Source organism: Enterobacter sp. GER_MD16_1505_Eko_090 (genome assembly GCF_003331015.1).
GTDB lineage: Bacteria > Pseudomonadota > Gammaproteobacteria > Enterobacterales > Enterobacteriaceae > Enterobacter > Enterobacter roggenkampii.
This window is the reverse complement of sequence record NZ_PUQF01000006.1, coordinates 193,126-212,160: the sequence shown is the minus strand read 5'-3', so window position 1 is coordinate 212,160 and position 19,035 is coordinate 193,126. Positions and strand designations below refer to the sequence as shown.

The 19,035-nt window shown below is 55.7% G+C and carries 20 protein-coding genes; 18 read left to right on the top strand and 2 right to left on the bottom strand.

Annotation, left to right across the window (positions count from 1 at the left end; all coding sequences use genetic code 11):
- The first annotated feature begins 45 nt into the window (after nt 1–45).
- The 3 genes from C6A40_RS09160 (at nt 46) to C6A40_RS09150 (ending at nt 2,095) form a co-directional block, all read left to right on the top strand.
- The gene (locus tag C6A40_RS09160; protein WP_008500028.1) at nt 46–369 is read left to right on the top strand and encodes a heavy metal-binding domain-containing protein; all 324 of its coding nucleotides are present in this window, start codon (nt 46–48) and stop codon (nt 367–369) included.
- Nucleotides 366–1,196 carry an N-acetylmuramoyl-L-alanine amidase gene (locus C6A40_RS09155; RefSeq protein ID WP_021240919.1) on the top strand — a complete coding sequence of 277 codons (831 nt, stop codon included), beginning with the start codon at nt 366–368 and terminating at the stop codon, nt 1,194–1,196. Before C6A40_RS09160 ends, C6A40_RS09155 begins: the two co-directional genes overlap by 4 nt.
- 275 nt (nt 1,197–1,471) lie before the next feature.
- Entirely contained in the window at nt 1,472–2,095 is a 624-nt protein-coding gene (locus C6A40_RS09150; protein WP_021240918.1) for a helix-turn-helix domain-containing protein, read from the top strand.
- On the opposite strand, the gene C6A40_RS09145 is transcribed toward C6A40_RS09150, so the two are convergent.
- The gene (locus tag C6A40_RS09145; RefSeq protein WP_021240917.1) at nt 2,096–2,728 is read right to left on the bottom strand and encodes a hypothetical protein; all 633 of its coding nucleotides are present in this window, start codon (nt 2,726–2,728) and stop codon (nt 2,096–2,098) included.
- The gene (locus C6A40_RS09140; RefSeq protein ID WP_045334086.1) at nt 2,728–4,293 is read right to left on the bottom strand and encodes an ExeA family protein; all 1,566 of its coding nucleotides are present in this window, start codon (nt 4,291–4,293) and stop codon (nt 2,728–2,730) included. The genes C6A40_RS09145 and C6A40_RS09140 overlap by 1 nt, the downstream gene beginning before the upstream one ends.
- Between C6A40_RS09140 and C6A40_RS24900 the strand changes: the two genes are divergently transcribed.
- The 15 genes from C6A40_RS24900 to iagB all read left to right on the top strand — a co-directional run bounded on the left by C6A40_RS24900 (nt 4,279) and on the right by iagB (nt 18,905).
- Nucleotides 4,279–4,644, top strand: coding sequence for a hypothetical protein (locus C6A40_RS24900; RefSeq protein ID WP_126287664.1), 366 nt, complete (start codon nt 4,279–4,281; stop codon nt 4,642–4,644). The genes C6A40_RS09140 and C6A40_RS24900 overlap by 15 nt on opposite strands.
- On the top strand, nt 4,595–5,326 hold the full coding sequence (gspC, locus tag C6A40_RS09135) for a type II secretion system protein GspC (RefSeq protein ID WP_025912911.1): 732 nt from the start codon (nt 4,595–4,597) through the stop codon (nt 5,324–5,326). The genes C6A40_RS24900 and gspC overlap by 50 nt, the downstream gene beginning before the upstream one ends.
- A 13-nt stretch (nt 5,327–5,339) precedes the next feature.
- Nucleotides 5,340–7,262: a type II secretion system secretin GspD gene (gene gspD / locus C6A40_RS09130; protein WP_023343662.1), complete on the top strand. Its 1,923-nt coding sequence runs from the start codon at nt 5,340–5,342 to the stop codon at nt 7,260–7,262.
- 14 nt (nt 7,263–7,276) lie between these two features.
- Nucleotides 7,277–8,755 carry a type II secretion system ATPase GspE gene (gene gspE, locus C6A40_RS09125; protein WP_008500020.1) on the top strand — a complete coding sequence of 493 codons (1,479 nt, stop codon included), beginning with the start codon at nt 7,277–7,279 and terminating at the stop codon, nt 8,753–8,755.
- Nucleotides 8,755–9,963, top strand: coding sequence for a type II secretion system inner membrane protein GspF (gspF, locus tag C6A40_RS09120; protein ID WP_114191264.1), 1,209 nt, complete (start codon nt 8,755–8,757; stop codon nt 9,961–9,963). Before gspE ends, gspF begins: the two co-directional genes overlap by 1 nt.
- A gap of 3 nt (nt 9,964–9,966) precedes the next feature.
- Entirely contained in the window at nt 9,967–10,416 is a 450-nt protein-coding gene (gene gspG, locus C6A40_RS09115) for a type II secretion system major pseudopilin GspG (protein ID WP_008500018.1), read from the top strand.
- The gene (gspH, locus tag C6A40_RS09110) at nt 10,416–10,901 is read left to right on the top strand and encodes a type II secretion system minor pseudopilin GspH (protein WP_008500017.1); all 486 of its coding nucleotides are present in this window, start codon (nt 10,416–10,418) and stop codon (nt 10,899–10,901) included. Before gspG ends, gspH begins: the two co-directional genes overlap by 1 nt.
- Nucleotides 10,894–11,277 carry a type II secretion system minor pseudopilin GspI gene (gspI, locus tag C6A40_RS09105; RefSeq protein ID WP_045334090.1) on the top strand — a complete coding sequence of 128 codons (384 nt, stop codon included), beginning with the start codon at nt 10,894–10,896 and terminating at the stop codon, nt 11,275–11,277. The genes gspH and gspI overlap by 8 nt, the downstream gene beginning before the upstream one ends.
- Nucleotides 11,274–11,903, top strand: coding sequence for a type II secretion system minor pseudopilin GspJ (gene gspJ, locus C6A40_RS09100; RefSeq protein WP_045334093.1), 630 nt, complete (start codon nt 11,274–11,276; stop codon nt 11,901–11,903). Before gspI ends, gspJ begins: the two co-directional genes overlap by 4 nt.
- Complete coding sequence (gene gspK / locus C6A40_RS09095; protein WP_045334095.1) at nt 11,900–12,910, top strand: type II secretion system minor pseudopilin GspK; 1,011 nt, start codon at nt 11,900–11,902, stop codon at nt 12,908–12,910. Before gspJ ends, gspK begins: the two co-directional genes overlap by 4 nt.
- 15 nt (nt 12,911–12,925) lie before the next feature.
- A complete protein-coding gene (gspL, locus tag C6A40_RS09090; RefSeq protein WP_045334098.1) occupies nt 12,926–14,068 on the top strand; it encodes a type II secretion system protein GspL in 1,143 nt (380 codons plus the stop codon).
- The gene (gene gspM, locus C6A40_RS09085; protein ID WP_021240906.1) at nt 14,065–14,550 is read left to right on the top strand and encodes a type II secretion system protein GspM; all 486 of its coding nucleotides are present in this window, start codon (nt 14,065–14,067) and stop codon (nt 14,548–14,550) included. The genes gspL and gspM overlap by 4 nt, the downstream gene beginning before the upstream one ends.
- The gene (locus C6A40_RS09080) at nt 14,547–15,344 is read left to right on the top strand and encodes a prepilin peptidase (protein WP_045334101.1); all 798 of its coding nucleotides are present in this window, start codon (nt 14,547–14,549) and stop codon (nt 15,342–15,344) included. The genes gspM and C6A40_RS09080 overlap by 4 nt, the downstream gene beginning before the upstream one ends.
- 257 nt (nt 15,345–15,601) lie before the next feature.
- On the top strand, nt 15,602–18,334 hold the full coding sequence (locus tag C6A40_RS09075) for a glycosyl hydrolase family 18 protein (protein ID WP_008500009.1): 2,733 nt from the start codon (nt 15,602–15,604) through the stop codon (nt 18,332–18,334).
- 136 nt (nt 18,335–18,470) lie between these two features.
- Nucleotides 18,471–18,905, top strand: coding sequence for a type III secretion system invasion protein IagB (gene iagB / locus C6A40_RS09070; protein WP_008500008.1), 435 nt, complete (start codon nt 18,471–18,473; stop codon nt 18,903–18,905).
- Nucleotides 18,906–19,035: the final 130 nt, after the last annotated feature.

Sequence of the window (19,035 nt, the reverse complement as noted above, 5' to 3'; positions counted from 1 at the left end):
TAATGCTGTGCCTAAGGCATTGAACGCTAAAGAAGGAGAGAAACCATGCAGTTTTCAACAACGCCAACCCTGGAAGGACAGACAATAACCGAGTACTGCGGCGTGGTCACCGGCGAAGCGATTCTCGGCGCCAATATCTTCCGTGACTTTTTTGCCGGTATCCGCGATATCGTGGGTGGCCGCTCTGGCGCATACGAAAAAGAGCTGCGCAAAGCACGCGAAATCGCCTTTAAAGAGCTCGGCGAGCAGGCGGAAGCCCTCGGCGCGGATGCGGTCGTGGGAATCGATATTGACTACGAAACGGTCGGGAAAGACGGCAGCATGCTGATGGTGAGCGTAAGCGGTACGGCGGTGAAAACCCTGCGATGAGGCGTGCGTTTGCCACGCTCCTGCTGGCGCTGCTGCTGGCAGGATGCGTTACGGAAAAGGGGATTATCGATAAAGGTGCCTACGAGCTGGATACGCGTCATCAGGCGCAGGCGGCTTACCCGCGCATCAAGGTGCTGGTGATCCACTACACCGCGGATGATTTTGACAGCTCGCTGGCCACGCTGACGGATAAAAACGTTAGCTCTCACTATTTGATCCCTGCCACCCCCCCGGCGCCGGACGGCAAGCCGCGCATCTGGCAGCTGGTTCCCGAGAGCGAGCTGGCCTGGCATGCGGGCATTAGCTTCTGGCGCGGCACCAACCGGATTAATGATACGTCCGTGGGGATTGAGCTCGAGAACCGCGGCTGGCAAACGCGTGACGGCGTGAAAACCTTTACCCCGTTTGCGCCTGCGCAGATTGCAGCGCTGATCCCGCTTGCCAGGGACATTATTGCCCGCTATGACATTCAGCCGCAGAACGTGGTTGCCCATGCCGACATAGCCCCTCAGCGTAAAGACGATCCCGGCCCGCTGTTTCCGTGGCAGCAGCTGGCGCAGCAGGGGATAGGAGCCTGGCCCGATCCCGCGCGCGTGGCGTTCTATCTTAACGGGCGACCGCGCTATCAGGAGGTCGAGCGCGGTGCGCTGCTTGATGTGCTGAAACGCTATGGCTACGAGGTGCCGGACAACGCCACGGAACAGCAGCAGAAGAGGGTGATCAGCGCGTTTCAAATGCACTTCCGCCCCGCGCTGTGGAACGGCGTGGCTGACGTAGAAACCCTGGCCATCGCCGAGGCGCTTTTAGAGAAGTACGGGCAAGGGTAGTCCTCAGGGCTGCCCCTGACCAGGCCGTATTACCTTAGTTTTTTTGAGATTAATCTTAAGTACATTCTCAATTCATTTTTAGTTAATTGACTTAAAAGTACCCTCATTTAAGATAGACGTATAGCTTGCTAAGTATTTATAAAAAATAACACCTGCACAGTGATTTTTATTATCACTTCTCCTTGAAGTTTTTTATCAGGTTTATACGAATAGTTTCGGTGGTTCCACCGTGGCCATTTTTTATCTAAAATTTACATCTTAATTCGGGTATAACAATGTTAAGCATTTACGGCAGAAAATTACGTCCTCATCATGAAATAGAAAAAATCATTTCCGCAACGGAAGGATTTGAAGAAAAATCGTTAAAGAAATGGCAAAAAATTTCCACCGTCGATAATGAATTTATTCATATTATCGTCAGCGGTGAAGTGGAATTCCGCCGCGAATCCGACGAGCTCTGCTTGTTCGCCCTGCAGGGGCAGTGCATTTTTGGACTCTCTTCCATTTTTTATCATTCGTCCCATATGTATGGCCTGGTCCGCTCGAATACCGTGGTGCGTTCGATTCCGAAAAGCGTTTTCTCTCAACTGATGACCGAGAAAGGCTTGTGGCCTGAACTCACCAAGGTGCTGGCCTGGTATATCTGTCTCCTGAGCAAGCGCGATGACGTGCTGGTTGCCCGCAGCGCCTATTCTGTCGTGCGCGAATTTTTGCTGGAAATTAATGAACTGATTGTACATCATCAACGCGATATTAATGTTTATGATTATATTCAGGAATACACCAGCCTGGCACGCAGTACGATTATAAAAATCCTCTCCGATCTGAAAAAAGGTCAATACATTGTGGTGGAAAAGGGTCGACTCCTTAATATCACCAACCTGCCTGAAAAATATTAACTATTCCAGCCGGTCTCCCTTTTTACTTAATGGAGACCGGGAACTTTCTTTATGTAATGCGCCCGCCTGAGTATTATCCTGCGTTTCGTCAACCGGCGGTGCGGGTATTTTCCCTTGCGAATAATCCTGCTCTTGTTCTTTTAACGCCTGCTTAAACAGTTCGGTTAATGATGCGTCGTCACCCTCCGTGCGGGGGGAGACGGCATCGTCGTGCGCTTCCGTTCCGGGGAGGGTATCCCGCGAGGTATCGTGCGGCACCGTGCCGTCAGGCATCTGCTGCCAGTCGGCGTCGTCGCTGTTAATCGGCAGATCCTGCATGGCAGGGACGTCGGCCTGCACCGGGACGGGTTTCGGGTGCGGATGCGGGAACGGCTTGCTCACGTACACGTAGTGCATATCGGAAAGCTGCGTCTCGGGCTTCGCCACGTTCACTTTTTTTACCGGCTCCGGCGCAGGGTGGCGCAGTTGCCAGTATACGTGGGCGTACAGCCCCGCCATCAGCATGACGCAGAGGCTTACTATTCCTAAAAAGGCGTTAGAAGCGATTTTTCTCAGGCGGGGAATGCGGTACGAAAACCAGACCGCCTCCCCGGAAACGTAGCTGCGCTGAGCCGCAAGACAGATGGTAGACATTAGGAATGCTTCTCCTGCGTTTTCGCGTCCGGTGCGGCATGGGGGGTCTGAAGCAGCACGCTCGGCGTGGTGTTAGTGTCGCGCATCAACTGCATCAGCGTCTCCTCACCCGGGATACCGTCGACGCGCAGATGCATTTTTTGCTGGAACTCGCGGGTACGTTTCATCATCTCCGTCGTCCAGGTTTGAGCGTGGGTTTCCGGCTCGGCAAGGGCCTGGCTCAGCTGCTGATCCAGCCACCCCATGTCCTTCGCATCGCTGGCGGCGCTGATGACGTCTTTGCCTTCCGGCGTCAGGCGGTGCAGCTGGGTATAATTGCCGGTGGCATGCTGGTTAAACCAGTGACGGCTTACCTGCCAGGTGCGGTTATTCATCAGCAGGTCGAGTGAGTTATCCCCGACGCGGGCGACCACGGCATAGTTAAGGTGGTTGCCGGTTTTCAGTTCACTCACCCACGGATACCCTTCCTGTGCCAGCGCGTCCGGTGAGGCATTTCCCTGCTTACACATCAGGTTCACCTTCGCGGCGTTCTGGCACAGGGCATCGTCCGCCGAGGCGTCATACCCCCACATCAGATAGAGCTGATGCATTGCATCCGGCTGATTAACCACCTCGTTGTCGATAGCCGGCACCACCGGCGCCTGCTCGATGGGCGTCTGCTGTTTCCAGCTCGCGGGCACCGGCAGTTGAATCGGAAGTCTTGCTCCGATCGAGGAGGTCAAATACCAGCCGCAGGCAGCGAACAGCACGGAGGCGAACAGCCCCACGGTAGCCAGGCGCATACCGTGTTTTTTCGCAGGCAGGATCTCACCGGCCGCCAGGCGCAGATGACGCGGGCTAACCTGTTCTGCGCGTTCGGTCCAGGCGGCGAGCATCGACAGGTGCGCCAGCTCGTTCAGCTTGCTGATATTCCCTTTGGTCAGCGCATGCATTTTACGCACGCGCGCCGGGGTCAACGGCGAGTGCTCACACCCGTGCGTTTCACACTGCGCCTGAACGTAGCTGAGAAACTCCCGGCAGGTAAGGGGGCGCAGGGTGTGGCAGGTATGCGCATATTCACGCAGTTCAGACTGCTGCATCAGAACGGCTTCCCGATCCGCTGCACCCATCAGTACGACGGACAGACGAAACTCCAGCTCCTGCGCGCGCGTCAGCAGCAGAGCCAGCACCTCCCGACAGGTCTCTTTCATGGCATCGGTATGGCTAATCACCAGCACTTTCGTCCTGCTTTTCCCCCCCTGCCACTGGTGCAGGATGGCATCCACCGCCTGAAGCCGGTTTTTGCTCTCTTTCGTTCCCGGGTTGAGTTTATACAGCAGGCTACTGGCACTCAGTTTTGGAAACGCGTTGATGGCAATAACGTCAGGGGTTGCGGATTTCAGGGCGTCGCTGAACTGGCCCAGCAGCGGGGCATCGTCTGCAAAGAGCCCAATAATCCCCGCCTGTTGGGTTTTCTCTTTCAGCAGGTTGAAAATATCCTGGTGATACGGCACGAAGAAATCGCCCGAGGCGCGGGTAATTTTTCGAAAAGGCGGGTGATTAAATTTAAAATGACTCTGATACATAACGACTTACCGTCTCTGGGCATGAATAGCAATGGTCCAGAAAAGTACGGCAAGGGTGCGTCATGGTCAATTTACGGGCAGGGTAAAAATAACCTGTCGGCTTCCTCTAACACTGGTTTTTTTGACGGTCAATCTTTTTCTTTATCAAAGTTAACGGCGAAGCAGGTGGTCGATTGTCAGGCCGCTAATTACTATTTATGTCACATATTGGCGCAGCATGACGCTGCTTATTTCCGCTTTGCTAAAGGCCAGATGAATAATGAGGCTCTCACTTTTTTCACGGTGGATAACGCCCTGTATTATGTTTGTATTGCTGATTTTTTGCGGTCAGCAAGGCTACGTCATTTTTAAAGATTATAAAAAAGTGACGAATAAACTCGCGAACGCAGCGGCGAAACCGCAAAAAAAACGTCAGGAAGAAAAGACATTTTCACTTTTCACCGCCGCCGTGCGTCAGGACAACCTGCCAGCGGCCGGAAAAGCCCCGCTCGCTGCCGAAATTGAGGGGATCGTCCGCAGCGACGATGCCTGGTTGTCCTTCGCCGTGATCAAAACGCCGGGTGGTCAAAAGAGCTATCGCGAAGGCGAAGCGCTGACCGGTTTTAACGATGCCTTTATTCAGGAAATAAACAAAGACAATGTGGTGGTTAATTACGAAGGTGCTACGCAGGTACTGGCGTTAAATAAACCTGACTATTTTAAGGGCGGCGTTGACAGCGGCCCGGTAACCCAATCGACGAAAGATGCTGGTGCTGAAAGCGTGCATCTGGATGATTATCTGGTGTTAAAGCCACTTATCGAAAAGGGCCAGCTGGAAGGCTACAACATTAATCCAAGGAATGCCTCTGACTTCTACAGTCATGCCGGTCTGGAAAAAGGTGATGTGGCGGTAAAAGTCAATTCTGTCGATATGACCGATGCAAAAAAGGCAAAAGATATTATTGCCAACTGGTCGAAAATGAAAGAAGCGGAGGTCGTCGTCAGACGTCACGCTCACCTTGAAAATATTCGGGTCAATGTTCTAAACAATTAACAAGTGTACAGACATGAAGAAATTTCCTTGGGCGTGCGTGGCGCTGACCGCATTGTCGTTATATTCCAGTTCGCTGCTCGCAGCTAACTTTAGCGCCAGCTTTAAAAACACCGATATCCGCGAATTTATTGATACGGTAGGCCGCAATCTGAACAAAACCATTCTGGTCGACCCGTCCGTTCAGGGCACGGTGTCGGTCAGAACCTATAACGTGTTGACGGAAGACGAATATTACCAGTTTTTCCTGAGCGTGCTGGACCTGTACGGCCTGTCGGTGATCCCGATGGATAACGGCATGGTTAAAGTGGTGCGCTCGAGCATTGCCCGCACCGCCGGTGCGCCGCTGGCCGACGGTAAAAATCCGGGCAAAGGCGACGAGATCATCACCCGCGTCGTGCGCATGGAAAACGTGCCTGTTCGCGAGCTGGCGCCGCTGCTGCGTCAGCTCAACGATGCCACCGGCATCGGTAACGTGGTCCACTTTGAGCCGTCCAACGTCCTGCTGCTAACCGGTAAAGCCTCGGTGGTGAACCGCCTGGTGGATCTGGTTCAGCGCGTGGACAAAGACGGTATTCAGCGTCGTGAAATCGTGCCGCTGCGCTTTGCGTCCGCCAAAGAGCTCTCGGAGATGTTGAATAACCTCAACAACGAAGAGCAGAAAGGGCAGAACGCGCCGCAGCTGGCGACCAAAGTGGTGGCCGATGACGAAACCAACAGCCTGGTGATCAGCGGTTCGGAAGATGCGCGCGCGCGGACCCGCTCCCTGATCCATCAGCTGGATCGCGAGCAGAACAACGAGGGGAATACCCGCGTCTTCTATCTCAAGTATGCCAGCGCCACCAAGGTGGTGCCGGTACTCACCGGCATCGGCGAGCAGCTGAAGGACAAGGCCGGCGCGCCGAAGTCGAAAACCGCGCCAGCGTCCAGCGATCTGAACATTACCGCCGACGAAGCAACCAACTCGCTGGTGATTACCGCCCAGCCTAACGTGATGAACTCCCTTGAGAAGGTGATCGACAAGCTGGACATCCGTCGTCCGCAGGTGCTGGTGGAAGCCATCATCGCGGAAGTGCAGGACGGGAACGGCCTGGATCTCGGCGTGCAGTGGACCAGCAAGCACGGCGGCGTGCAGTTCGGCTCCACCGGCCTGCCAATCAGCCAGATTAAAAATGGCACCATGAAAGGGGCGAGCTTCACTGGCCTGGCGACCGGCTTCTTTAACGGTGATTTTGGTGCGCTGGTGACTGCGCTTTCCACCGACGGCAAAAATGACATCCTCTCCACGCCAAGCGTGGTCACGCTGGATAACAAAGAAGCGTCGTTCAACGTGGGCCAGGATGTGCCGGTACTTTCCGGTTCGCAAACCACCAGCGGCGATAACGTCTTTAACTCCGTTGAGCGTAAGACGGTCGGTACCAAGCTGAAAATTGTGCCGCAGATTAACGATGGCGACATGATCCATCTGAAGATTGAGCAGGAAGTCTCCAGCGTCGACAACAGCGCGACGGAAGACTCCAGCCTCGGCCCAACCTTCAATACGCGCACGATCAATAACGAAGTGATGGTCCACAGTGGCCAGACGGTGGTGCTTGGCGGTCTGATGGAAAATGTGACCAAACAGTCCGTGTCCAAAGTGCCGCTGCTCGGCGATATCCCGCTGGTCGGTCAGCTGTTCCGCTACACCTCCCAGGATACCTCCAAGCGCAACCTGATGGTGTTCATTCATACCACCGTCCTGCGTGACGACGACAACTACAGCGCGGCCTCGAAAGAGAAATATGACCAGATCCGGGTGCGCCAGATGCAGCGCGTGGAAGAGAAAAAGCTCGGTATTGTTGAGCCGAGCGACAATGCCGTCCTTCCCGCGTTTCCTTCAGCAAGCCCTCACGCCGCACCGGTGAAAACCCGCGCGACACGCAATCCGTTTAAAGAGTAAGGCGGAGGGGCAACGTGGACGAACTGAGTAAAACACTGTGTAGCAGCAGCTACGCAAAAGATAACGGCGTTCTGCTTTACAACAATGACGTCTATATCCGTGAGGACACCCCGGCGTTAGCACTGCTGGAAGTGCGCCGGGTGTTGGGCCGCGCGTTCGTCCCGGTTACTGTGACGCCGGAAGCGTTTGACGAGATGCTGGCCAAAATCTGGCAGCAGAGCAGCGGCGTTTCACAGCAGCTGGTGGACGACATGGATGCGGATATCGACCTGATGGCGTTAACCGAGGAGATCCCGGATAACGAAGATCTGCTTGATAACGACGAAAACTCGCCGGTGATCCGCCTGATCAACGCCATTCTCGGCGAGGCGGTTAAGGACGGCGCGTCGGATATCCATATCGAAACCTTCGAGCGCACGCTGAGCATTCGCTTCCGCGTTGACGGCGTGCTGCGCCCGGTGCTGCAACCGGCGCGTAAGCTCGCCCCGCTGCTGGTGTCGCGTATCAAGGTGATGTCGAAACTCGACATTGCCGAAAAACGTCTGCCGCAGGATGGCCGTATCTCACTGCGCATTGGCCGCAAGGCGATCGACGTGCGCGTCTCGACCATTCCGTCCCAGTACGGCGAGCGCGTGGTCATGCGCCTGCTCGATAAAAGCAATCTCAAGCCCGACATCAACAAGCTGGGCCTGATCGATGAAGAGCTGGAGAAGTTAAAAGGGCTGATTGAGCGCCCGCACGGCATTATCCTGGTCACCGGGCCGACAGGCTCCGGTAAAAGTACCACCCTGTACGCCATTCTTTCGGCGCTGAACGGTCACGAACGCAACATCCTGACCGTGGAAGACCCGATCGAATATGAGCTGGAAGGGGTGGGGCAGACGCAGGTTAACCCGCGCGTGGACATGACCTTTGCCCGCGGGCTGCGCGCTATTCTGCGTCAGGACCCGGACGTGGTGATGATCGGGGAAATTCGTGACGGTGAAACCGCGCAAATTGCGGTACAGGCGTCGCTCACCGGTCACCTGGTCATGTCTACGCTGCACACCAACAGCGCCGCCGGGGCGATTACGCGTCTGCGGGACATGGGGCTGGAGTCCTTTTTAATCGGTTCATCGTTGCTCGGTGTCATTGCCCAGCGTCTGGTGCGTCGGCTGTGTACGCACTGCCGGACCACCAGTCCGCTGGATGCCAATGAAAAAGCGCTGTTCAGCTTTATGGACGCGCCGCCAAAAGCCATTTACCGCGCGGTGGGCTGTGAACACTGCCGCCAGAGCGGCTATCAGGGCCGTGCCGGTATTCACGAGTTCCTGGTGGTGGACAGCGCCATGCGCCGCGCCATTCATGAAGATAAAGACGAAATGTCCATTGAAACGCAGCTCTTTAAGCAGGCCTACAGCCTGCGCGAAAACGGGCTGCTGAAGGTGATTAGTGGCGTCACCTCGCTGGAAGAGGTGATGCGTGTGACCGCCGAGCGCGGGGGGGATGCGTAATGGCCTTCTACGCCTGGACGGCGACGGATGTCGCAGGCAAAACCCAGCGCGGCACGCTGCAGGCCGAGGGGCAAAAGCAGGTTCGCCAGATGTTGCGCGAGCAAAAGCTGATGCCCGTCAGCATCAGCGAAACCCGTGAAGCGGCGTCTGCCGGAAAAGCAAAAACCGGAGCCAGGCTCTCCACGCCGGTGCTGTCGATGTTTACCCGTCAGCTCTCCACGCTGGTCAACGCCGCACTGCCGCTCGAGAGCGCGCTGAAAGCGATCTCGAAGCAAACGGAAGACAAAAAGCTGGCGGCAATGGTGGTGGAGATCCGCGAGAAGGTGGTGGAAGGTCACACCCTGTTCGACGCCTTCAGCCAGTTCCCGCGCACCTTTGACAAGCTCTACTGCACGCTGGTGATGGCCGGTGAAAAAACCGGCCACCTGGGCGACGTGCTGGAGAAGCTGGCGGAGTACAACGAGCAGCGCCAGAAGATGAAGAGCAAGCTGACGCAGGCGATGGTCTACCCGATTACCCTCACCGTGGTCGCCATCGCGGTCATCAGCATTCTGCTGGTGGCGGTGGTGCCGCAGGTGATCGAGCAGTTCACCCACATGAAGCAGCAGCTGTCGATCACCACCCGCACGCTGATTGCGGTGAGCGATTTCCTGCAGGCGTACGGGATCTACATCGTGGGGATCCTCGGCGGCGGGTTTGTTGGTTTTAAGACCTGGCTCAGAAACGCCAAAAACCGTTTTCGCTGGCACAGCTGGCTGGTGAACGGCTCGCCGATTAAAAAGCTGGTGTGCGCGATCAACAGCGCCCGCTATATCCGCACGCTCAGCATCCTGCAGGCGAGCAGCGTGCCGCTGCTTGAAGGGATGTATATCGCGATGGACGGTATCGAAAACCTCTACGCCCGGCAGGTGCTGGAGCAGGCGGCGGATACCGTGCGTCAGGGGGCCTCGCTCTATGCCGCGCTGGAGCAGGCGAAATTATTCCCGCCCACCATGCTGTACATGATTGCCTCCGGCGAAGAGAGCGGCGAGTTAGGCAACTTAATGGACCGCGCGGCGGAAAACCAGGAGTCGGCGCTACAGCATCGTATTACGTTAACGCTCTCGGTATTTGAACCGGCGCTGGTGGTCTCCATGGCGACGATTGTTTTATTCATCGTGCTGTCAATATTACAGCCGCTTCTGCAACTTAATAATATGGTAGGTTAAATCATGGCTATAAAAACAAAACGTCTGGCTCGCCAGGCGGGGTTCACCTTGCTCGAATTAATGGTGGTGATCGTTATTCTCGGCGTTTTAGCGAGTATGGTAGTGCCCAATTTAATGGGTAACAAAGAAAAAGCGGACGCGCAAAAGGCGACCAGCGATATTGTTGCGCTCGAAGGCTCGCTGGATATGTATAAGCTCGATAACCACCGCTACCCAACGACCGAGCAGGGTCTGCAGGCGCTGGTGACCAAGCCTGAGATCGCGCCTATTCCCAACGGCTACCGCGCTGACGGCTATATTCGCCGCCTGCCGCAGGATCCGTGGGGCAACGATTATCTGCTCGTCAGCCCGGGTGAACACGGCGCCGTAGACGTCTTCTCTGCCGGTCCTGATGGCGAAGCCAACACCGCAGACGATATTACGAACTGGTCTCTGGATAAGAAAGAGAAATAATGAAGAATCAACGCGGCTTTACGTTGCTGGAAATTATTCTGGCGCTGGTGATATTTGCCAGTTGCGCCATGATGGTTGTCTCAACAATACCCTCACGCAGCGGTGCGGATATATTTGGTCAGCAATTAAAAGCCCTCGTTGATTATGGTTCAGACCGCGCGGTCATGGACGGAAATATTGTCGGGCTGGTGATCGCTACCGATAAATATCAGCTGGTCACGCTCGACGATAAAAACGGCGAACGTCACTGGGTGCCGTTATCCGCCGGCCGTATTACCACGAAGGGCGATTTCCCGGAAGAGATGCACGTGTCGCTCTCGCCTCAGCGTCTGGCGGCTAACGTCGAGGCCGACCCCCAGATCCTCTTTCTGCCGGACGGTGAGATTGGCCGTTTTACGCTGACGCTGCAAAGTTACGACAAACAGCATCACTTCCGCGTGGTGTCGCAGGGCGCGGCCCCGGTTTCGGTAGAGAACGATGACTAAAGGCAAGGTTAAGCAGAACGGGATGACGCTCCTGGAGGTGATGGTGGCGCTGGTCATTTTCTCCACCGCCGCGCTGGCGCTGATGAATTCCGTCTCCCTGAACGTGCGCTTCACCCACGGGCTGGCCGAAACGCTGCAGGCCAGCTGGGTTGTAGAAAATCAGCTGGCTGAAGCCCAGCTCAGCAAAACCGATTTTCCCGATGCCGAGGAGCAGGGGACGGAAATCATGGGGGGGCGCAGCTGGTACTGGCATAAGCAGCGGGTGAAAACCGCCAATAGCGGTTGGGCCAATGCCATCCGCGTTTACGCCGAAGGCGATAAAAGCCAGCCGGTCATTTCGCTTCAGATCATTGGGCCGGGAGAAGAGAGCAAGTGAAGACGAGCCGACGCCAGCGCGGTTTTACCCTGCTGGAGATCATGATTGCGCTTACCATTTTTGCGGTCATCAGCACCCTGGCCTGGCAAATTCTCGACGGCGCGATGCGCACCAGTTCGGCAACCGATACCCGCGCGGCGAAGCTTAATCAGCTTCAGCGTGCCTGGAGCCTGATGGAGCGCGATTTTTTCCAGCTGCAGGCGCGGGCGCCGCGCAACGCGCCGGATCTGTTTTTACAGGATGGCGATGCCGTGGAATTTACCACGCTGAACGACGTGAGTGGCACGGTCCAGCTGGAGCGCGTGCGCTGGCGGCTGGAAGAAGGGCGTCTGTATCGCGACGTCTGGCCGGTGATTGACAGCCCGGCGGACGTCAAACCCGATGAAGTGCCTATCGTCAGCGAGGTGAAAGCGATGCAGTGGCGGTTTTATCACCAGGGCTGGCAAAAAAGCTGGGGTGACTCTGCCCATCTGCCAGACGGCGTGGAGCTTACGCTGACCATGGAAAATGGCGACACCTGGCGCTGGGTGTTTACCACGCCGGGAGAGATACCAGAAGCGGTGGCACCGGCGGCAGAAAACGTGCCTGCCCCGCAAAATGCGCCTGCGCCGGACGTGAAGCCATGAGCCGGGTCCATCAGCAACGCGGTGTTGCCCTGCTGGTTGTGCTGATCCTGCTGGTCATGATGTCGGCCCTGGCGGCCAAAATCAGCCAGCAGTTCTGCCGTAATTTGCAGAAAACCCACTATCAGGTGAGCCAGCAGCAGCTGCGCTGGGCAATGCAGGCGCAGGAAAAAGTGGTGAAAGACCGGTTGCAGAACGACGCCAGCGGCGAGAGCAAACCGCTCGACCCGGAGGGCGACTGGCACCTGCCGCTGGAGACGCAGGGTGAAGACTATACGGTGGTCAGCCAGGTCGACGACGCGCAGGACTGCTTCAACGTCAATAACCTGCTGGCCGCAGACAAAGTGGCTCAGGAGCAAAATGCGTCAACCGTGCCGGAAAAACCGCGAAAAGAGAAGATTGTCGAGCAGATCCTGACGGACGGCGGCATCAGCCAGACGGCGGCGGAAGAAATTTATCAGCAACTGGTGGATTATCTCGACGGCGACGCCACGACGGTGAAAGAGGGCGCGGAGATGGACGCCTGGTCTGGCGTAGTGCCGGCGCGTCAGCCTGCGAATCAGATGATGCGCACCCTTGCCGAGATCAAGCTGCTGCCGGCGTTTCCTGCGGCAGCGTACCCGAAAGTGAGCAAGCTCTTATGCGCGCTGCCGGACTCGGCCAGCAAGGTGGATGTCAATACTCTGACGCCGGAGCAGGCGCCCTTACTGGCAGCCCTGTTCCCGGGAAAACTCACCGCGGACGATGCCGTACGCCTGATTGAGTCGCGGCCGGAAACCGGCTGGGAAAGTATGGACGTCTTCAGCAAAGCGCTGGAACAGGCCTTCCCGCAGTTGAAGGAAGAGTTGCCGCAGGTGGCCGGGCTGCTCTCCATCAACAGCCGGTATTTTCGCGTCAACTACACCGGCAATACCGATGAGTTAACGCTTCGCGTGGTGAGCCAGCTTCAGGTGAATAACGAAGCCGGTGAAATTGTGACGTGGCAACGTCGTTACCGAATGATTGAATAAGAAAAGTAGAACGCTATGAAACAGGTCCTTTTTGTTCGTCCCGACAGCCGTGAGGACGGGAAAATCATGTGGTGTGAGTCGGGAAGCGAACAGGTTACAACCCTGGACACCCTGCAGGCGCTGCATACCCTTGCCGACCATCCTCTGGCTGCGCGCGTGTGTCTGCTGCTGCCCGCCAGTGAGATGATCTTCCGCCACTTTACGCTGCCGAAGAAAATGGCGTCGCAGGCGACCGCCTTCTCGTGGATGGCGGAGGAGACTCTGATTGGTGAGGTGGACGATCTCCACTGGACGGTGCTGAACAAAAAAGGCGCCGAGGTGGACGCCGTGGCGATAGATTCCGCCCGCCTGCAGCAGTGGCTGACCCGCTTTCACGAGGCGGGCCTGAAGGTCATTCAGGTCCTGCCTGACGCCTGGCTGCTGCCGGTCACGGCGGGTGGAAGCACGCTGGTTGCGCGGGAAGAGAACTACTGGTTGCGCTTGTCGCCGCATATCGCCTGTAACGTTGAGGTTGGCCTGTTGCCGCTGCTGATGCAAAAAGCCGGAGAGGGCGAGGTCCGCTGCTACGGGGACATCCCGCCGGGCATTGAGGTTGACGAACAGCTGGCGGCAGAACATCCGCTGGTGCTGATCCAGCCGCAGTGGCGGGCGTGCCGCGTCAACGTGCTGCACGGTGCGTTCAGCGCGAAAGCGACCAGCGCGAGGGCGGCGAAAGGGATGAAGGCCGCCATCGCGGTGATGGGGCTTCTCTCTCTGGGCCTGCTGCTCGGCCCCCGCATCACCCTGGCGTGGATGCTGGCAGATCGGGAAAATCAGGTGCAGCAGGAGATGGTCGAGCTTTATCAACACCATTTTCCGAGTATGCGCCACCAGACCAACCTTAAGTACCATTTTGGACAGAACATCAAGAAGCAGCCTAAAGGCATTTTTTTGCAGATGGACGAACTGGAAAAGATACGTCAGTCCGTTCCGTCGATGGAAATTACGCTGTTTGAATATGACGACACGCAGGGAACCCTGACATTAAGCGTGAGTGCGCAAAACGAGCAGGCATTACAGGAATTCATTCATCAGGCCAGCACGAATTTTGATTTTACGTTACAGCCTATTTCAAAGGACGCGCCGTATACGGCCATGATTACAGGGAAATATAAATGAAAGCGCGAATTGCACAGTTTACATCTCGTTATCAACAATACAGCACCAGAGAAAAATTCATTTTAAAAATAGCGGCGGGAGCTTTATGCAGCGCCGTCATCTATTACGCAGGGATAATTCCCCTGGATAACATGATAAAAAATAGCCAGGCGACGCTGGCGCGACAAATTGAAACGGTAAACTGGATGAAAACAGAAATTGATAAAAATCATCTGCCGGTGCTACAGGTGAAAACCGATAATCCACGCAGCGTGGTGGAGAATAGCGCGCATGAAATTAACCTGACGCTGACCGATATTCGTCAGGACGGTCAGACTCTGGCCTTTGTCGTGAACCGGGTCAACGTGTATGAATTAAAAAACTGGCTGCGAGAGATGAACCTCGCGTCAGGCGTCAGGCTGGAGAAAATGAACCTCACGCCCGTGGATCACCTGAGCGACGTGAAGGCCGAAATCCAGCTGACCTGGAAAAAAGTGGCATGAACGGGCTGATACTCGTCCGGGAGAGTTATCCCGTCGGGTTTGCCGAGATGAGCGGCGTATTCGGCGCGATCCTGGGGAGTTTTCTCGGCGTTGTGGTGGATCGCGTGCCGGGGATGGTGCTAGAGGAGGAGAGCCGCAGCAACCTGCTTTTCCCGGCGTCACACTGTCCCGTCTGCCAGCATGCACTGCGCGCATGGGAGAACATCCCGCTGTTGAGCTGGCTGGCGCTGCGGGGACGCTGTCGTTGCTGCAAGTCGCCGATTCCGCTGCGGTTATTTTTACTCGAGCTGTTGACGGCGGTGTTCTTTGGCCTCACCGCCCGGTGGATACCGGACTTAGCATCCCTTTTCTCGCTGTGGGTGCTGGTGGCCTTTCTGCTGCCGCTGGCGATGATTGACGGACAGCACCAGCTGCTGCCCGACTGCCTGACGCAGCCGCTGCTCTGGGCCGGGCTGCTGTTCCACGCCTTCAGCCACGGGCTGCCCCTGCGTGATGCGCTGCTGGGCGCGGTGGCAGGCTATCTTTCGCTCTGGCTGGTGTACTGGGCGTTTCGTCTGCTTACCCGTCGGGAAGGGCTGGGCTACGGCGATTTCAAGCTGCTGGCGGCGCTGGGCGCCTGGTGCGGCTGGCAGTCACTGCCTGCGATTGAATTAATTGCCGCATTAAGTGGCATAGTGGGCTATTTGCTATTAAATAAATCGAATAAAAATAACCTAACCATCGCTTTCGGACCTTATCTGGCTTTTGCTGGAATAGCGCTCTATACCTGCCAGCTATTTGTGAATACCTATTAAATAACCGGGTCAAGTTTTTTTATCAATATTTTCGACGAGGAAAGAGAAGGACGACCTTTTATCCTCAGTGTATCGTAAAAGGCATAAGCTACACGGATTTTTAGCTTGTATCTTTTAATGGAGGAATACAACGCGTCTTTAAGGTTTGGATAACGGCTGTCTGCGTATTTAAAAACGCACTATGTGAATATCATTCCATGTTCTAAAGGAAGACATGGATCAATTTCGTTTACGAATAAATTTATCAGGAAAGAAAAATGAAATTTATTAAGCCTAAATATCTGGCGCTCTTTATTGCAGCGGCAACCGGTTCTGCATTCGCTGCTGCGCCAGGTGCACCGACCATCGGCTCCGGCAATGACAAATTTGCGCTGGTCGAGGTGGATCAGGCCGCGCAGGATTACAACAGCCTCGTCAAGGTACATAACGACGGCGTGGATGTGAAAGTCGAGTGGAACGTGTGGAGCGGCGACGCGCCAACGTCTGCAAAAGTGCTGCTGGATGGTAAAACCGTGTGGACCGGCGCAGCTGGTGCAAGCGGCTCAGCCACCTTTAAAGTGAAAAAGGGCGGACGTTATCAGGAGCAGGTGGAAGTCTGTAATGCCAGCGGCTGTACCAAAAGCGCCAGCAAGCTGATCATCGTGGCGGACACCGACGGCAGCCATCTGCTGCCGCTGAACGCGCCGCTGCAGGAGAACAACAAAACGTTCGCCAAACATACTGATAAAGTGGTTGCGGCGTATTTCCCTGAATGGGGCGTTTACGATCGTAACTTCCCGGTTGATAAAATCCCGGCAGCGAACCTTAACCACATCCTCTATGGCTTCATTCCAATCTGTGGCGGCGACGGCATCAACGATGGCCTGAAAACCGTTGAAGGCGGTAACAGCTTCTCCGTACTGCAGCGCGACTGCGCGGGTCGTCCGGACTATACCGTCGCCATTCACGATCCGTGGGCTGCGCTGCAAAAACCGCAGTCTGGCGTCTCCAACTGGGACGACCCGTACAAAGGTAACTTTGGCCAGCTGATGGCGCTGAAAAAAGCGCATCCGGACCTGAAAGTGCTGCCATCCATCGGTGGCTGGACGCTGTCCGATCCGTTCTTCCACATGGGCGACCCGGCAATCCGTGCCCGCTTCGTCTCCTCTGTGAAAGATTTCCTGCAGACCTGGAAGTTCTTTGACGGTGTGGATATCGACTGGGAATTCCCTGGCGGCGGCGGCGTGAGCGAACACCTGGGTAACCCGCAGCAGGATAAAGCGACGTATACCGCCCTGATGCATGACCTGCGCACCATGCTGAACGAGCTGTCTGCACAGACTGGCCGTACCTATGAACTGACCAGCGCCATCGGTGCGGGCCGCGATAAGATTGAAGACGTGGATTACACCGCTGCTCAGCAGTACCTCGACCACATCTTCCTGATGAGCTATGACTTCTACGGCGGCTGGAGCAACACCGAGCTGGGCCACCAGGCCGCACTGCGCGCGCCGTCATGGCGCCCGGACACAAACTACACCACCGAGAACGGCGTGGACGCGCTGCTTGCTCAGGGCGTACAGCCAGGCAAGATCGTGGTGGGTGCGGGCATGTATGGCCGCGGCTGGACTGGCGTGCATGGCTACACCGGTGACAATCCATTCACGGGTACCGCAACCGGTATGGTGAAAGGTACCTGGGAACCTGGCGTGGTCGACTACCGTCAGATCGTTAACGAGTACAAAGGCAAGCCTGGCTGGGAATATGGTTACGACGCGAATGCTGAAGCGCCATATGTCTTCAATAAGTCTACCGGCGACCTGATCACCTATGAAGATGCACGCTCTACCGCCGCTAAAGGCAAGTATGTGCTGTCGAAAAACCTGGGCGGACTCTTTGCCTGGTCTATTGACTCTGATACCGGCGACATCCTGAACGCGATGAACGAAAGTCTGCTGGGCGGTTCTACCCCGGTCGATCCGGTGGTCACCAACCATGCGCCAATCGCGTCTTCTGCGGATCAGAACGTCTCTGGCCCGGCAACCGTCACGCTTGATGGTTCTGCTTCCAGCGATCCAGACGGCGATGCGATTACCTACAAATGGACCCAGGTTTCTGGCCCATCTGTAACTCTCTCCAACAGCACCAAAGCGAAAGCCACCTTCAACGTTGCGGCAGCGACCAGCGATCAGACCATGGTGTTCCGCCTGACGGTTACGGATGCTAAAGGCCTGAGCAACGCCATTGATGTGCAGGTTGTGAATAAAGCGCCAAAAGCTAACCAGGCGCCAGTCGTGAACGCAATGGAGGCAGTGACGCTGCAGGCAGGAGAAACCTATGCTCTGCACGCGCAGGCTGTGGATCCAGACGGTGATGCGATGACCTTCTCCTGGAGCGTGCCAGCGGATATGCATGCAACCGGTACCGATACCGCGAACGTGACGATTACTGCACCAGACGTTGCCACCACGTCTACCTATACGCTGAGCGTAGTTGTAGGCGACGGCAAAACCAGCGTGCAGTCTAACGTGCAGGTTACCGTGAATCCGAAACCGGCTGACGTTACACCACCGTCTGATGAGGTTACACCTCCGTCTGATGACGTAACGCCACCCTCTGATGAAGTTACGCCTCCGTCTGATGACGTGACCCCGCCATCTGACGAAGGGTCTGCAACCGGTAGCTGCGATGCGCCTGTCGATGCTAACGCCAGCAAATATGCCGCGTGGGATGCCAGCAAAATCTACAACAGTGGCGATACCGTGAGCTTCGACCATCTGGTGTGGAAAGCGAAGTACTGGACGCAAGGCAACCAGCCTGGCTTCGGTGTGGATGCCTGGGAGCTGGTCAGCAACGTGAAGATGAACTGGCGTTCTGACCTGGTTTATAACGGCGGCGAAACCACAACCTACCAGGGCAACGTTTACCGTGCCAAATGGTGGACCCGCGGTGACAACCCGGCTAACAGCGATGTATGGGTGAAAGAAGGTCCTTCAACAGACTGCAAATAACCTTCTGAACCGTGGATTGCGGGAATGATATCAACCCGCAATAGTTGGTCACACCCCACTTCGGGTGTGACCAACACTTCAGCATTATCGCTAATGATGAGCGGAAAGAGGTTCAGTATTTAAAAAGCAGGTGCTCATGAAACGCGTGATTATATTTTTACTGCTGTTTAGTCAAAGCGTATTCGCGAACTGTTGGGATAACGCCGGACATTATTATCATGTCGATCCGTGGTTATTGTATGCAATTGCCAAAGTCGAATCCGGAATGAATCCCCACGCGGTAGGCTGGAACCACGACGGCACGCGTGACGTCGGGTTGATGCAGATTAACAGCTCACACTTCAGTGAGTTAGAACGTCAGGGTATTGATGAAAATCAGCTTATTAATGAGCCCTGTACCTCCATTATGGTCGGCGCCTCCATCCTGTCCGGGATGATAAACGTGTATGGCTATAACTGGGAAGCGGTGGGCGCGTATAACGCCGGATTGAAAAAAGAAAATTATCCGCAGCGCATGCGTTATGCCCATAAAGTGTGGGCGAAGTATCAGCAAATAAAATCGGGTAAATAACCGTAGCGTTATTTTTATTTTTTGAAGAATTCCTTTCGGTGTTCTTCAGAAAATGAAAAAGAACCACACTCTCTGGCTTATTTATTAAGGGAGTAATACATAAGCCGGGAATGTACTCACCCTAGTTGCT